The sequence below is a fragment of the Blautia sp. AF32-4BH genome, assembly GCF_003460565.1.
Lineage (GTDB): Bacteria > Bacillota > Clostridia > Lachnospirales > Lachnospiraceae > Fusicatenibacter > Fusicatenibacter saccharivorans.
Genome location: NZ_QTVL01000006.1, coordinates 100733 through 116269, shown reverse-complemented (window position 1 = coordinate 116269; position 15537 = coordinate 100733). Strand labels below are relative to the sequence as shown.

Genomic DNA, 15537 nt, shown 5'->3' with positions numbered 1-15537 from the left:
GACGGCGTTTTGAAACCGAAACAGCGAAGCAGCGATTCGGTTATGAGCAAGCAGCGAAGCGGATTGTGAAGATCCGCTTTGACAAAAGGTTCAAATTTTTTATTTTATCTCATACAGAGGAGGTGAGAAAAGAGAATGGAGGTTGATATCTCCGGTGCAAAAGTCTTTTTTACGATCCCGATCGATTTCCCGCTGTTCGGGAAAATTCAGATCAGCGAAACGCTGGTGGTAAGCTGGATTGTAATGGCACTCATTACCGGACTTTGCATCTGGCTCACAAGAGATTTGAAGATACGGAACATCTCCAAACGCCAGGCGGTGGCAGAAATGATTGTGGAGACCGCAAATAAATTCGTCATCGGCAACATGGGAGAAAAATTCCGGTATCTGATTCCTTTTGTGTCGGCGCTTTTCGCGACCAGCGTTGTCTCGAACCTGATCAGCCTGATCGGACTTCGAAGTCCGACAGCGGATCTTTCCACCGAGGCGGCCTGGGCTGTTGTGGTTTTCATCATGATCACCACACAGAAGATCAAAACCAACGGTTTTGGCGGATATCTGAAGGGCTTCACGACTCCGATTGCGGTTATGACACCGTTTAACGTTTTGTCGGAGCTCGCAACGCCGATCAGTATGGCGTGCCGTCACTTTGGAAACATTCTTTCCGGCGTTGTCATCAATGCCCTGATCTACGGATCGCTGGCACTGGCAAGCGGAAAGCTGCTGGGACTGCTTCCCGGCGTGCTCGGAAGAACCCTTTCACAGATCCCGATTCTGGACGTCGGTGTCCCGGCTGTTCTGTCGGTCTATTTTGACTGGTTCTCCGGCGTGATGCAGGCCTTTATTTTCTGTATGCTGACTGTCATGTACATTGCGAATGCAGCAGAGGAAGGCTAAAGAGATTAAAAAATGAGGTTTACAAAAAGAAAATACAGGAGGAAAACAAGATGGATTTTCAGATTTTAGCAAAAGGTATCGCTCTCGCAGGATGCGCAATCGGCGCAGGATGCTCCCTGATCGCAGGTATCGGACCTGGTATCGGTGAAGGTAACGCCGTAGCAAAGGCACTTGAGGCAATCGGACGTCAGCCGGAATGCAAAGGTGATGTAACAAGTACGATGCTTCTTGGCTGTGCGATCGCAGAGACCACAGGTATTTACGGTTTCGTAACCGGCCTGCTTCTGATCTTCGTAGCACCGGGAATGTTCATGAACTTCCTGAAATAGTTGCAAGGAGTAAATGATTGCTAGGAGGAAAGAAACTATGCAGGTTCAGGAACTGGTAGGAATTGTCCCCTGGACTTTTATCGCACAGATCTGCAACCTCTTCATCCAGATGTATCTGATCAAACGGTTCCTTTTCAAACCGATCAATGAGATGCTGGAAAAACGGCGTGCGGCAGCCGATGCGGAGATTACAGACGCAGAGGCGGCAAAAAAAGAAGCCAACGCCATCAAAGAGGAATATGAGCAGAATATGCAGGAGGCCAAGGCAAAGGCCAACGAGATTCTCGAAAGCGCCAGAAAGACAGCGACGCTGCAGAGCGAGAAAATCGTAAAAGAGGCTTCCGAACAGGCAGCTGCCCTGAAAAACAAGGCAGAAAAAGAGATTGCCCAGGAGAAAAAGAAAGCGGTCAATGAAGTCAAAGGCGAGATCGGCGGCATTGCCATGGATATTGCCGGAAAGGTCATTGAACGTGAGATTAATGAAAAAGACCATGAGAAGCTGATAGATGAATTTATATCGAATGTAGGTGAAGCATCATGACAGAAACTGCCAGAGTATACGGTGGGAGCCTGTATGAGCTGGCCCAGGAGGAGCATCTCGAAGAGGAAATCCTTTCTGAGATGAAGGAGATCCGAGCTCTGTTCCGGGAAAACCCGGAGTATCCGCGCCTTTTATCGGAGCCTTCGATTCCGCGAAAAGAGCGGATCGGGCTGATCGACGCGGCATTTGGCAGCCAGGCGGAACCGTATTTGGTCAATTTTATCAAACTGCTGTGTGAAAAAAATCTTCTCCGTGAATTCGGCGGATGCCAGGAAGCATTTCAGCGCAGATACTACGCAGCCCACAACATTGCCGAGGCAGTTGTGACGAGCGCAGCATCCCTGTCGAAGGAACAGGAAGAGCTTCTGAAGAAAAAACTGGAAACGATGAGTGGAAAAACGGTCGTGATGGAACTGAAAACCGATCCGTCCGTTCTGGCGGGTGTCCGCGTAGAACTCGACGGAAAGCTGTTTGACGGAACCGTAAAGGGACGTTTGGCCGAGCTTTCCAGAAGAATCAGCAATACAGTGGTGTAGGAGGAAAACATGCAACTGAAACCAGAAGAAATATCCAAGGTCATCCGCAGCCAGATCAAATATTATGAAAATGCGATCCGGCAGGATGAGACAGGCACCGTTCTGATGGTCGGAGACGGAATCGCAAGAGCCAGCGGTCTTTCGAACTGCATGGCAGGCGAGCTGCTGGAATTTGAGGATGGAAGCTATGGAATGGCACAGAACCTCGAGGAAAACAGCGTATCTGTCGTTTTATTCGGTTCCGGCGAGAACATCAGCGAGGGACAGCTTGTAAAAAGAACGGGAAAAGTTGTTTCGGTTCCGGTCGGAGAAGGCATGATCGGACGCGTTGTCAACGCGCTCGGCCAGCCAATCGACGGCGCAGGCCCGATTACGGCAGCAGAGTACCGTCCGATTGAAAGCCCGGCACCGGGCATCTGTGAGAGAAAAGGTGTTAATCAGCCGCTGCAGACCGGTATTAAAGCGATCGATTCCATGGTTCCGATCGGAAGAGGTCAGCGAGAGCTGATCATCGGAGACCGTCAGACCGGAAAGACAACGATCGCAACCGATACCATTCTGAACCAGAAAGGCAAGGATGTGATCTGTATCTACGTTGCCATCGGACAGAAACGTTCGACAGTAGCGTCCTTAGTAGAAAATCTTGAGAAGAACGGCGCAATGGCGTACACCATCGTCGTGGCAGCGACGGCATCCGAAGCGAGCCCGCTGCAGTATATCGTACCGTATTCCGGTTGTGCCATGGGCGAGTACTTTATGTATCAGGGAAAAGATGTGCTGATTATTTATGATGACTTAAGTAAGCACGCGGTTGCATACCGTGCACTCTCCCTGCTGATCCGCCGTCCACCGGGACGTGAGGCTTATCCGGGAGATGTTTTCTATCTCCATTCCAGACTTCTGGAGCGTGCCGCAAAGCTGGACGATGAACATGGCGGCGGATCCATGACGGCCCTGCCGATCATTGAGACCCAGGCAGGCGATATTTCCGCCTATATTCCGACGAACGTCATCTCCATCACAGACGGACAGATTTTCCTTGAGACAGAGCTGTTCCACTCGGGCGTTATGCCGGCGGTAAACCCTGGCGTATCCGTATCCCGTGTCGGTGGAAATGCGCAGATTAAGGCGATGAAGAAGGTAGCCGGAACTCTGAAACTGATCTATTCCCAGTACCGCGAGCTGGCAAGTTTTGCACAGTTCGGATCCGATCTGGATGCCGATACAAAGGCGCGTCTGGAGCAGGGTGTGCGTATCGTGGAAGTATTAAAACAGAACCAGAATGCACCGGTTCCGGTAGAAAAACAGGTGGCCATTCTTTATGCGGTAACGAAAGGAATTCTGTCAAAGGTTGCAGCTGAGGATGTCCGCGCCTATGAGGACGGACTGTATACCTGGCTTGATACCGATGCCGAGGGTGCTGCCGTGATGCAGGAGATTTCCGCAACCGGAAAACTCGAGGCAGATACCGAAGAGAAGCTGAAAAGTGCGCTCGAATCGTACACCGAAAACTTTATCAATACAAGACCTGCAAAATAAGGAAAGAAGGAGGAGCCTATGGCTGCAAACATGAAAGCCGTAAAGCTGCGGATCAAAAGTGTCGAAAGCACGATGCAGATTACCAAGGCGATGGAACTTGTAGCGTCCTCCAAGCTGCGAAAAGCGAAGGAGCGGGCTGATACCTGCCGTCCGTATTTTCAGGAGCTGTACCGCACTTTGCAGGATATTGCAAAAGGAAACACGGAATTTTATTCCATTTATGCAAAAGAGGCAAAAAACGAGAAATGCTGCTACGTGCTGGTTGCCGGAGACCGCGGCCTTGCGGGCGGATACAACGCGAATCTGTTCCGATGCTTTGAGGCAGATGCCAAAGGAAAAGAGATCTGTGTGGTTCCGGTCGGCAAAAAGGCAGTGGAGTATGCAAAATCCCGGAAGCTGGAAATCCTGACGGACAGCTTTGCCGAGATCGCAAATCTTTCTGTGGCAGACAGCTTTGAGATCGCGCGCGCACTGTGCCGTGAGTTCCGGAAAGGGACCTTCGGACATGTGGAGCTTTGTTACACAAAATTCGTGTCGATGCTGTCGCAGATGCCGGTTTCCGTGCCGATCCTGCCTCTGATTGACATTGCAAAAGAGGACGGAGAGGATCCGGAAGCGAAAAAAATCCGGAATCTGATCCTGTATGAGCCAAACGGTGTCGAGGTATTTGAAGCGATTGTGCCGGAATACTTAGGCGGCCTGATCTACGGCGGTATCTGTGAGAGTGTGGCAAGTGAGCTTGCGGCACGCCGTACCGCAATGGAGGCGGCAACGGGAAATGCAGAGGAGATGATTGAACAGCTCAATCTGTATTACAACCGTGCCCGTCAGGCAAGCATTACGCAGGAGATCACGGAGATCGTCGGCGGTGCGGAAGGCGTGTAAGAGTGGAAACAAGAAAAGTGAGGAGAAGTCGTTAAATGAGTGAAAAACACATTGGCGAGGTTGTGCAGGTAACGGGTCCTGTTCTGGACATCCGTTTTCCGGAAGGAGAGCTGCCGGCACTTCTGAATGCCATCGAGATAGACAACCACGGCGAGAAGCTGGTTGTGGAAGTGGCGCAGCAGACAGGCGACAACATGGTTCGCTGCATTGCCATGAAGTCCACAGACGGACTTGTCCGCGGAACGAAAGCAGTCGACACGGGCGGCCCGATCGCCGTTCCGGTCGGAGAGGAGTGCTTAGGCCGCGTGTTCAACCTGCTCGGTGAGACCGTAGACAATAAGCCGGCACCGGAAACAGCAGAAAAATGGCCGATCCACCGCGATCCGCCGTCCTATGAGGAACAGGTTCCGGCAACGGAAATCCTCGAAACCGGAATCAAGGTCGTTGACCTGATCTGCCCGTATGCCAAGGGCGGAAAAATCGGTCTGTTCGGCGGTGCCGGCGTTGGAAAAACAGTCCTTATCATGGAGCTGATCCACAACGTGGCAACGGCGCACGGCGGACTTTCCGTTTTCACCGGTGTCGGAGAGCGTACCCGTGAAGGAAATGACCTTTACAACGAGATGAAAGAGAGCGGTGTTATCGATAAAACAGCACTGGTCTATGGACAGATGAACGAGCCGCCGGGAGCGCGTATGCGTGTCGGACTTTCCGGCCTTACCATGGCAGAATACTTCCGTGATGTGAAAAATCAGGATGTGCTGCTGTTCATCGATAATATTTTCCGATTTACGCAGGCAGGTTCCGAGGTTTCGGCTCTGCTTGGCCGTATGCCGTCCGCAGTAGGATACCAGCCGACGCTGGCAACCGAGATGGGCGCACTGCAGGAGCGTATTACTTCCACAAGAAAGGGATCCATCACATCGGTACAGGCTGTTTACGTGCCGGCCGATGACCTGACCGACCCGGCTCCGGCAACAACGTTTACCCATCTGGATGCCACGACGGTACTTTCCCGTGAAATCTCCAGCCAGGGTATTTACCCGGCTGTTGATCCGCTCGATTCTACCAGCCGTATCCTGACACCGGAAATCGTAGGCCATGAGCACTATGAGGTAGCACGTGCCGTACAGCAGGTGCTGCAGAGATACAAAGAGCTGCAGGATATCATCGCCATCATGGGTATGGATGAACTGTCCGAGGAGGATAAGCTGACGGTCAGCCGTGCCCGTAAGGTACAGCGTTTCCTGTCCCAGAGCTTCTCGGTAGCGGAGCAGTTTACCGGTATGGAAGGAAAATACGTGCCGTTAAAAGAAACCCTGCGCGGATTCCGCATGATCCTCGACGGCGAGTGCGACGATCTTCCGGAGAGCTGCTTCCTGTTTGCAGGTACCATCGACGAGGTATTTGAAAAAGCAAAAGCACTGAATCAGTAAAGGAGGAATGACGTATGAGTACATTTCCTTTACGTGTCGGCACGCCGGACGGACTTCTCTATGAGGGTGACGTAGCGCGCGTTGTCTGCAGAACCATCAGCGGCGACCTGGCAATTCTGCCTGGGCACTGCAATTACTGCACTGCACTCGGTATGGGCGAGGCGCATATTGTGCTGGAGGACGGAACGAGAAGAAATGCCGCCTGCATCGGCGGAATGCTTTCCATGATGAACGGGGTCTGCCGTGTCCTGGCAACGACCTGGGAGTGGGAAGAGGATATTGATGCAGAGCGCGCCGAGGCTGCCAAACACAGGGCCGAGCAGGCGCTGGCAAACGGCGGTCTGACGGACAAAGAATACCGTATTGCCGAAGCCAAGCTGCAGCGTGCGCTGGTGCGGTTGAGTGTAAAAGAATAAAAAAACAAAAAAAGCCTTCGACGAATCTGGGAAAATCCGATCGTCGAAGACTTTTTTTATTTTAAGGGTGCTTTTTAAAGAGCAAAAATTCCGCAGATTAAGAATCCCGATACGGCGAGAGCAGCACTGATCAGGACGTAAGGAAACTGCGACACGGCATGTGACATATTGTCAATCTCGCAGGTCGCGGAGGAAAGAACCGTTGCGTCGGAATAGAAGCATGCATGGCTTCCGAAAACACCGCCGGATACGACAGCGCCAAGCGCCAGAAGTACATTAGCATCAAGGGCGATGGCAAGCGGAACAACGATGGAAACGGCTACGGCCTCAATTCCCCAGAAAGAGCTGGTGACAAAGGTCAGAACTGCAATGACAACAAAAATAATAGCTGCCAGTGTTTTGGCATTCATATACGGAACACACAGGTTGATGACGTATTCCGAGAGTCCCATTTCGCCGCAGGCAGTCTTGATCATAAAGGATGCAAGAAGAATGGCGAGAACCGGAAGAATATCTGCAAAGCCGGCAAAGAACAGTTCCACGTACCGCGTAAAGGTCATTTTTTTCCGCGGAAGATAAAGAATCATACAGGAAGCAAGAGCAAGAATAATCGCCTGCATCATATCCTGCGTGGCTACTGTCACACCGATCAGAATACCGATGGGGATCAGAAAATCCAGTATATTTCCGGGATTGGTATTTTCGGGCGGGTAATCAACGCTCATTCCGGCCATGGCAATGTCAACGGAAGGGGCATTGTGCATTTTTGGATGCTCCGGTGTCTGCTCTTTCTTTTCCAGATCGGTATAGGCATCTTTCATTTTTCCGAGCTTTGGCATCAGTTTGCAGGCAAACAGAACCACAACCAGAAGTGCAGCCATGGGATAAAACATATAAGGAAGCACTTTTAAGTAAACACTCATACCGGTGGAAAAGCCCATGTTGAGAATATCCGGTTCCTGAATAAAAACACCGGAATAAAAGACCACCCAGGTGGAAAAGGGAATCAGTGCACAGATAGGTGCACCGGTTGAGTCAATGATATAGGCAAGCGCCTGTCTTGGGACTTTTCGTTTGTCACAGACATCCTTCATACAGGTTCCAACGGTCATGATGTTGAGATAGTCATCGACAAAAATAATGATTCCGAGAAATACCGACATCATCATGGTGATCCGTTCATTTTTACAGAAACGGCTTAACAGGTTGGAAAAACCAAGTGTTCCTTTTGCCTCGCGGAGCAGGAAAATGAAGCCTCCGAACAGTCCGCAGAGAAGAAGAATATACTGGTTATCTGCGTTGCTGATTTCTGAAAGCAGAAGATCACACCAGGGTTCGATAAAAGCCGCTTTATACATGATGAGATAGGCAACCAGGGTTCCGAAAATCAGAGCTTCGAAAGATTTTTTTGTTTTTAATGCAAAAATCAGCATCGCTGCAGGCGGCAGCAGACATAAAACTCCATATTGCATAGCGGTTCTCCTTTGTAGTTAGAATATGTGATGCAGCGTACCGCTGTAGGAAGCGACGGGGCTTTACTGTTTCGTCATGATACGGTAGGTTTCCGGCCGCCGGTCACGGAAAAGGCCCCAGGAAAAACGTTCTTCACGCAGGCTATCCAGATCGAAGGAAGCATACAGGATTTCCTCGGTATCTCTTCCGGCAGATGCCACGAGTTCACCGGTTGCATCGGCAATAAAGGAAGAACCGTAGAAAGTAAGAGAAGAGGACTGGCCGCCATTTTCTTCACAGGGCATTACGGTTTCAGTACCAATCCGGTTTGCAGCAGCAACCGGAACAAGATTTGCGGCCGCATGTCCCTGCATAACGCGTCGCCAGTGCCCGCTGCTGTCTACATTCAGGATCGGCTCACTTCCGATAGCGGTAGGATAGAGCAGGATTTCAGCACCCTGAACGGCCATGCATCGTGCTGTTTCCGGAAACCACTGATCCCAGCAGATGCCGACGCCGACGGCTCCGAAACGTGTTTCAAAGACCTTGAATCCCGTATCACCGGGAGTGAAATAGAATTTTTCCTGATAAAAATGGTCGTCCGGGATATGAGTCTTGCGGTAAACGCCAAGAATGGATCCGTCTGCATCAATCATGGCAACCGAGTTGAACAGGCGCTGAACATCCCTTTCATAAAAGCTGACCGGAATCACGACTCCAAGTTCTCCGGCAACGGACTGAAAGCGCCGGACGGCGGGATTTTCTGTCAAGGGCATGGCATAATCATAATAATCGTATCGCTTTTCCTGACAAAAATACGGTCTTTCAAACAATTCAGGAAGAAGGATGAGATTGGCTCCGTTGGAAGCGGCTTCACGGACCAGAGTCTCTGCTTTGTCTATATTTTCCTGTACCTGACTGCAGCACGAAAACTGCAGTGCGGCAATTTTTATATTTCGCATAATCTGTTTCCTCTTTTCTTTGCCGGAATCTGCTGGGTAATACAGTGAATGTTGCCTCCGCCGGTCAGAATGACGCGTGCATCGATCGGAAGGATTCGTCGATCCGGGAAGCATTTTCCGAGAATTTCTGCAGCCACAGTGTCGTTTTCATCGCCGAACCGGGGAAGAAGGACACAGTGATTGGCAAGGTAAAAATTGATATAACTGGCGGCAAGACGTTCGCCGGCTTCCCGCTGGTCTTCGCCAGCTTCAAAATCATAGCCGAGAAGATCTTCTTCTGTAATACAGATGGGATGCTTCGGAATGGGCAGCTTGTGAATCACAAAGCTTCGTCCCTTCGCGTCAACGGTATGGGAGAGAAGATCAAAAGCGGCCCTGCTTCTGGCATACTGAGGATCGTTTTCGTCATCTGTCCAGGCAAGAAGCACTTCTCCTGGCTTTACAAAGCAGCACATATTATCAATATGGCCGTTGGTTTCATCGTTGTAAATACCAAAAGGCAGCCAGATGATTTTTTCAACCGAAAGATACTGACGCAGCTTTTCTTCAATTTCCGCTCTTGTAAGAGAAGGATTGCGCCCCGGACTCAGCAGACATTCTTCGGTCGTAAGCAGGGTTCCTTCTCCATCAACATGGATGGAACCGCCTTCCAGAACAAAGGGGCGGGCATTATAGAAGGAATCTCCGAGAAAACTGCAGATTCGTTCCGGAACCTCACGGTCATGCTCAAAGTGGGAATACAAACCGTCATACTGGCCGCCCCAGGCGTTGAATTCCCATTGAATTCCTCTTCGGACGCCCTGATCGTTGAGCACAAACGTAGCACCGGTATCCCTCGCCCAGGCATCCTCTGTCGGGGCTTCAATCAGATGAATCCGGTCGGAGGAAAGCAGTTCCTGTGCCGATGCTTTATCCTGTGGCCGGACGAAGAGATAGACCTGCTCATGAGCGGCAATTGTTTCTGCAATTTCTGCAAATGCCGCTCTTGCCGCTTTTGCCCCGTAATTCCAGGAACCGGGGCGCCACGGCCAGATCATCAGTGTGCCTTCGTGGGGCTCAAATTCGCCCGGCATGTAAAAGCCATCGGCTTTTGGGGTTCTAAGACAATCGGTTTTTGAAATCTTCATATCCAAACTCCTTTATGATTCGGCAGTTTCCAGCTTTGTCCATCACCGCGATGGAAGGGAGTGGGATTCCGTTAAAGGTATTGGTTTTTACCATCGAATAAATCGCCATATCTTCAAAATACAGTCTGTCACCGATCTGGATTTGGGAATCGAAGGAATATTCGCCGATTACGTCGCCCGCCAGGCAGGTATTGCAGGAAAGGCGGTAGGTATAAGACTTTTCCCCGGGCAGTCCGCTGTCTTTGAGCGGAGGGCGGTACGGCATCTCAAGCACATCCGGCATATGGCAGGCGGCGGACGTGTCAAGAATTAAAATTTTTCCGTTATTTTCGACAATATCGAGAACTTCTGTGACATTGTAGCCCGCGTTTAAGGCAAATGCTTCCCCGGGCTCCAGGTAAATCTGAAGACCATACGTTTCTTTCATATGGTTGATACAGGAAATCAGGCGTTCGATATCGTAATCATCACGGGTGATATGATGTCCGCCTCCCATGTTAAGCCAGTTCATTTTAAAAAGCCACTTGCCGAATTTTTCTTCCACGGCACGCAGCGTGGTTTCCAGATCATCCGAATTCTGTTCACAGAGGGTATGAAAATGAAGACCGTCCACAAGATCGGCCAGTTCGTCTGTAAAATCGCAGGCGCGGATGCCCATGCGGGAGCCGGGCGCACAGGGATCGTAAATCGCATGGCCTTCCTGCGTGGAGCATTCCGGGTTGATGCGAAGTCCGGCTTTTGCGGTTCCGGAAGCCTCAAGTACGGGGAGGTACGTTCGGAGCTGTTTTTCTGAATTGAAAATAATGTGATCGCAGATTTGTGCGAGCTCTTTCATATCCTGCGGGCGGTAGGCCGGAGAATACACATGATTCTCCAGCCCCATTTCTTCCTTGCCAAGCCGCGCCTCATAGAGTCCGCTGGCAGTCGTTCCGCTGATGTATCTTCCAATCAGCGGATATTCCGAAAAACAGGAAAAGCATTTCTGAGCCAGCAGAATTTTTGCACCGGTGCGTTCTTCTACCTGGTGCAGGATCTTTAAGTTTTCTTCCAGTTTGCCTTCATCAATGACAAAACAGGGAGTTGGCAGTTCGTTTATCTTATACATAGGCTTAATCTACTAAAACAGGATTTTCTACGACCTTCCACGGAAGACCCCACTTGTTGAGTGCTTCCATGTACGGATCCGGATCGAATTCATCTGTGGTGTAGACACCCGGCTTGTTCCAGAGGCCGTTCACGACCATCATGGTTCCGATCATGGCCGGAACGCCGGTTGTGTAGGAAATCGCCTGAGACTCTACTTCCCGGTAGCATTCCTGGTGGTCACAGACATTGTAAATGTAAATGCTTCTTTCTTTTCCATCCTTGATACCGGTAAAAATACAGCCGATGTTGGTTTTACCCACGGTGCGCGGACCAAGAGTGGAAGGATCCGGAAGAAGCTCTTTTAAAAACTGGATCGGTACGATCTGCTGTCCATTGAAGGTAATCGGAGTGGTCGAGAGAAGTCCTACATTTTCCAGACATTTCATATGGGTCAGATAGCTCTGGCCGAAGGTCATGAAAAAGCGGATTCTTTTTACGCCCGGGATGTTTTTGGCAAGAGCCTCAATTTCTTCATGGTGAAGAAGGTACATATCCTTCTCGCCTACCTCATCGAAGTTATATTCCCGTTTGATCGACATTGGCGGAATTTCCACCCAGTGGCCGTTTTCCCAGTAAGAACCGGGAGCGGATACCTCGCGGAGGTTGATTTCCGGATTGAAGTTGGTTGCAAACGGATATCCATGATCGCCGCCGTTGCAGTCCAGAATATCAATCGTGTGAATTTCATCGAAATAGTGTTTCTGTGCATAGGCTGCAAAAACGCTGGTGACACCAGGGTCAAAGCCGGTTCCGAGAAGACCGGTGATGCCGGCTTCCTTGAAACGGTCCATATAGGCCCACTGCCAGGAGTAATCAAAGTAAGCAGAAAAGCCAAGCTCTTCGCATCTCTTTTCGTAGATCGCACGCCATGCCGGATCATCCGTGTTTTCTGCTTCGTAGTTTGCAGTATCAATGTAAGGAACCTTACATGCAAGGCAGGCATCCATAATGGTAAGATCCTGATAAGGAAGAGCCAGGTTCAATACAGCGTCCGGCTGATACTGTTTGATTAAGGCGATTAATTCTTCTGTACAGTCGGCATCCACCTTTGCTGTTGTGATAATGGTTTTTGTGGTCGGAGCCAGCTTTTCTTTTAAAGCATCGCACTTGGAAAGGGTGCGGCTTGCAATCATAATTTCAGAAAATACTTCGCTGTTCTGGCAGCATTTGTGAATGGCTACGGATGCAACACCGCCGCATCCGATGATCATAACTTTTGACATTGTTTGGTTCTCCTTTTTCAGAAAATGGTGTTGGGTTCATCTTTGGCTATAAGCACGAAAAAAAGACAGATGACGTGCATCATCTGTCTAAAAATCGAAATTTATACATGATCGTATTGTGCAAACTTCAGGGGATGGACAAAAATCCAGGCTTCTCCCTGTTTTCCTATGCAGAAATATATAGTCACGTACTCTTATTGACCGTTTCATAAGATGATGTGCTCGTCGTAGAGCATCGATTATAAAGTAATCAACTCATAAAATTTGCGCTTTTAACGCAATCAATAATGTGGCTCTTAACCACGCTCGGCAACTACCCCTGCCTGTCCGTCGGTTTTTTACCAGGGGCATATATTTTGCATAAGAACAGAATTGTTCGCTTGCAGTTCCAAATTATAAAGTGAAATGACATGGATGTCAAGAAAAATTTGTGGAACTATTCAGAGCTATGCGAAATGGAAGATTAAAAATCACAGGGTGATCCAGTAACGCTCCAGTGTTTTGTTTTCATCGGCACGATAAGCGGTGCCGTCGAACTGGCCGCCATTTTTCAGGATCGTTCTGCGGCTTCCCTCGTTGGTATCCAGGCAGCAGACCAGAATTTCGGAAAGGCCGAGGCTTTTGCAGTACGGCTGCACATTTTTCAGCATCCAGGAGGCATAGCCTTTTCTGCGTTCCGACGGGCGGACGGAGTAGCCGATATGGCCGCCAAAGGTGCGCAGAAAATCGTTCAGGTAGTGGCGCACCTGAATCATGCCGACAAGGCGGTTGTCTGATTTGCGGATGCACAGAAACTGTGTTGCGAGAACCATGCCCTCCGGCAGAGTCTCCTCTCTGGTATACCGCATGGTATCTTCAAGATACGCCTTCATATCATCAAACCGGCGAAGCGGTCCGCAGCCGTCCATGGAATCGCTGTTTTCCAGAAAATCGTTCCGGTAGGCGGCGAGCTCGGCGAAGTATTCCTCCGACGGTTCAACTAACATCAGTTCATCGTTCATCCTTAGCATTTCTCCGGTTCCGGATACTCGACGCCGAAGGTCTCAACGGTAACGGTAGCCATTCTCTGCGGCTGCAGCGGTTTGTCGCTGTAGTCGGTGTTGACAGATGCGATTTTATCTACGACTTCCAGGCCTTCTGTTACTTTTCCGAAAGCAGCGTATGCGCCGTCCAGATGCGGAGCAGCTTTGTGCATGATGAAGAACTGGCTTCCTGCGCTGTCCGGGAACATGGTACGTGCCATGGAGAGAACGCCTGGGGTGTGTGCGAGGTTGTTCTCAAATCCGTTCTGGGAGAACTCACCCTTGATGCAGTAATCCGGGCCGCCGGCGCCTGTGCCTGCCGGATCTCCGCCCTGGATCATGAATCCCGGGATGACACGGTGGAAGGTCAGACCGTCATAGAAGCCTTTTTTTGCCAGACTGATGAAGTTGTTCACGGTGTTCGGGGCGATTTCCGGGTAAAGCTCTGCTTTCATCACATCGCCGTTTTCCATAGTAATTGTAACGATTGGGTTAGACATCATTGTTTTCCTCCTGATTTTTAAACGATTTTTTGATAAGACGTAAGCAGCCATTTTTCGAAGAAAATGAGCGGATTACGAATGTTTTTGATGATTGCCGGAGTGCAAAGCACGTAGCAATCTGGTATCAAAGGGGTCCCCCCTTTTTTTCAGACACGCTCCAGGAATGTCTCATGGAGCGCACGCATTGCCTGATCTGCGTATGCTTCGTCGATCAGGGCAGTGATGCGGATTTCTGAGGTGGTAACCATCTCGGTATTGATTCCTGCATTGGCGAGCGCGCCGAACATTTTGGCAGCCACGCCCGAATGGGAGCGGACACCGGCTCCGATGACGGAAATCTTTGCCACGTTCTCATCATAATCCAGCTTTTTGATGCCGAGCAAATCCTTGTTGTCGTTCAGCACATCGATCGTGCGCAGCATATCCGGCTTTGCAACGGTAAAGGAAACGGACTTTGTGCCGTCCTTTCCGAGTGACTGGATCATGACATCGATGTTCAGATTGTTCCGATCCAGTAAATTTAAGAGGCGGAACGTGCTCTCCGGATCGTTGCCAAGGCCTGCAACACGGATTTTTGCCACATTTTTGTCGGCAGCCACGCCGCTGATTAACATTTTTTCCATTTTGGTTTTCTCCCTTACCATCGTTCCGGAATTCCGGTTCAGACTGGAGCAGACCAGAAGTTCCACGCCGTATTTTTTTGCGATTTCCACGCATCTGCTGTGAAGGACTTTTGCGCCGAGCGAAGCCATCTCCAGCATTTCATCGTAAGTTACCTCTTCCATCTTGCGCGCATTCGGTACAATCCGCGGATCTGCGGTGTAGACGCCGTCTACATCCGTGTAGATTTCACAGACATCCGCGTGCAGCTCTGCAGCGAGGGCAACCGCAGTCGTATCGGAGCCGCCGCGTCCGAGCGTTGTGATATCATCGTATTTGTTGATCCCCTGGAAGCCGGTGACAATGACAATTTTGTTGTCATCCAGCTCTTTACGGATGCGCTCGGTGTCGATCCGTTTGAAGCGCGCGTTCTGATAATCGGAGGTCGTGTGCATCGGTACCTGCCAGGCATTTAAAGAAACAGCACTGACGCCCATCTGAATCATGGTTATGGCCATCAGGGAAACGGAAACCTGTTCACCGGTGGCAAGAAGCATATCCATCTCGCGGCGGGACGGTTTTTCCGTAATCTGTTTTGCGGTTGCAATCAGTCCGTCCGTCGTTTTTCCCATCGCGGAGAGAACGACAACGACCTGGCTTCCGGCCTGCTGTTTTTCGATGCAGCGCTGTGCTACATTGCGGATGTGCGCAAGATCTGCGACGGAGCTTCCGCCAAATTTCATTACAGTCAGCATAACAGTTTTGATCTCTTTCCTTTTTGATTTACGCGGACAAAAGCGCAGAGCGTGTTTTACCGCGTTTTCCGGGCCGAAAAAACAGGAGTGGGACGTTTTTGGGCCGCGAAACTCTGATACATAGTATAGCGAAAACAGATAGAAAAAGCAAGGAAAAGCACAAGGAAA

At 50.2% G+C, this 15537-nt stretch carries 16 protein-coding genes; 8 read left to right on the top strand and 8 right to left on the bottom strand.

Annotated elements, in window-relative coordinates; translation table 11 throughout:
- Positions 1-135 precede the first annotated feature (135 nt).
- Genes DWZ44_RS09285 through atpC form a run of 8 tightly spaced genes read left to right on the top strand, consistent with a single transcriptional unit; the run spans position 136 to position 6579 of the window.
- Positions 136-897 carry a F0F1 ATP synthase subunit A gene (locus DWZ44_RS09285; protein ID WP_022462450.1) on the top strand — a complete coding sequence of 254 codons (762 nt, stop codon included), beginning with the start codon at positions 136-138 and terminating at the stop codon, positions 895-897.
- 50 nt (positions 898-947) lie between these two features.
- The gene (gene atpE, locus DWZ44_RS09280; protein WP_022462449.1) at positions 948-1226 is read left to right on the top strand and encodes an ATP synthase F0 subunit C; all 279 of its coding nucleotides are present in this window, start codon (positions 948-950) and stop codon (positions 1224-1226) included.
- Positions 1227-1263: 37 nt separating this feature from the next.
- On the top strand, positions 1264-1767 hold the full coding sequence (gene atpF, locus DWZ44_RS09275; protein ID WP_022462448.1) for a F0F1 ATP synthase subunit B: 504 nt from the start codon (positions 1264-1266) through the stop codon (positions 1765-1767).
- On the top strand, positions 1764-2303 hold the full coding sequence (gene atpH / locus DWZ44_RS09270) for an ATP synthase F1 subunit delta (protein ID WP_117804721.1): 540 nt from the start codon (positions 1764-1766) through the stop codon (positions 2301-2303). Before atpF ends, atpH begins: the two co-directional genes overlap by 4 nt.
- A gap of 9 nt (positions 2304-2312) precedes the next feature.
- Positions 2313-3842, top strand: a complete 1530-nt coding sequence (gene atpA / locus DWZ44_RS09265; protein WP_055220549.1) for a F0F1 ATP synthase subunit alpha — start codon at positions 2313-2315, stop codon at positions 3840-3842.
- Between the two features lie 18 nt (positions 3843-3860).
- Positions 3861-4727 carry an ATP synthase F1 subunit gamma gene (gene atpG, locus DWZ44_RS09260; RefSeq protein ID WP_055227962.1) on the top strand — a complete coding sequence of 289 codons (867 nt, stop codon included), beginning with the start codon at positions 3861-3863 and terminating at the stop codon, positions 4725-4727.
- Between the two features lie 35 nt (positions 4728-4762).
- Positions 4763-6163, top strand: coding sequence for a F0F1 ATP synthase subunit beta (gene atpD, locus DWZ44_RS09255; RefSeq protein ID WP_022462236.1), 1401 nt, complete (start codon positions 4763-4765; stop codon positions 6161-6163).
- Between the two features lie 14 nt (positions 6164-6177).
- The gene (gene atpC, locus DWZ44_RS09250) at positions 6178-6579 is read left to right on the top strand and encodes an ATP synthase F1 subunit epsilon (protein ID WP_022462237.1); all 402 of its coding nucleotides are present in this window, start codon (positions 6178-6180) and stop codon (positions 6577-6579) included.
- A gap of 74 nt (positions 6580-6653) precedes the next feature.
- On the opposite strand, the gene DWZ44_RS09245 is transcribed toward atpC, so the two are convergent.
- The 8 genes from DWZ44_RS09245 to DWZ44_RS09210 form a co-directional block, all read right to left on the bottom strand.
- Complete coding sequence (locus DWZ44_RS09245; protein WP_117804720.1) at positions 6654-8051, bottom strand: Na+/H+ antiporter NhaC family protein; 1398 nt, start codon at positions 8049-8051, stop codon at positions 6654-6656.
- Positions 8052-8114: 63 nt separating this feature from the next.
- Positions 8115-8993 (bottom strand): N-carbamoylputrescine amidase, encoded by an 879-nt coding sequence (aguB, locus tag DWZ44_RS09240; RefSeq protein WP_117804719.1) that lies wholly within the window; start codon positions 8991-8993, stop codon positions 8115-8117.
- Positions 8981-10120, bottom strand: coding sequence for an agmatine deiminase (aguA, locus tag DWZ44_RS09235; RefSeq protein ID WP_117804718.1), 1140 nt, complete (start codon positions 10118-10120; stop codon positions 8981-8983). The genes aguB and aguA overlap by 13 nt, the downstream gene beginning before the upstream one ends.
- Positions 10092-11225: a carboxynorspermidine decarboxylase gene (gene nspC, locus DWZ44_RS09230; RefSeq protein WP_117804717.1), complete on the bottom strand. Its 1134-nt coding sequence runs from the start codon at positions 11223-11225 to the stop codon at positions 10092-10094. Before nspC ends, aguA begins: the two co-directional genes overlap by 29 nt.
- A gap of 4 nt (positions 11226-11229) precedes the next feature.
- Positions 11230-12489, bottom strand: a complete 1260-nt coding sequence (locus DWZ44_RS09225; RefSeq protein WP_022462242.1) for a saccharopine dehydrogenase family protein — start codon at positions 12487-12489, stop codon at positions 11230-11232.
- A gap of 470 nt (positions 12490-12959) precedes the next feature.
- On the bottom strand, positions 12960-13490 hold the full coding sequence (locus DWZ44_RS09220; RefSeq protein WP_158565859.1) for a GNAT family N-acetyltransferase: 531 nt from the start codon (positions 13488-13490) through the stop codon (positions 12960-12962).
- A gap of 2 nt (positions 13491-13492) precedes the next feature.
- Complete coding sequence (locus DWZ44_RS09215; RefSeq protein WP_117804715.1) at positions 13493-14011, bottom strand: peptidylprolyl isomerase; 519 nt, start codon at positions 14009-14011, stop codon at positions 13493-13495.
- A 149-nt stretch (positions 14012-14160) separates the two neighbouring features.
- Positions 14161-15369, bottom strand: coding sequence for an aspartate kinase (locus tag DWZ44_RS09210; protein WP_117804714.1), 1209 nt, complete (start codon positions 15367-15369; stop codon positions 14161-14163).
- Between the last annotated feature and the right edge of the window lie 168 nt (positions 15370-15537).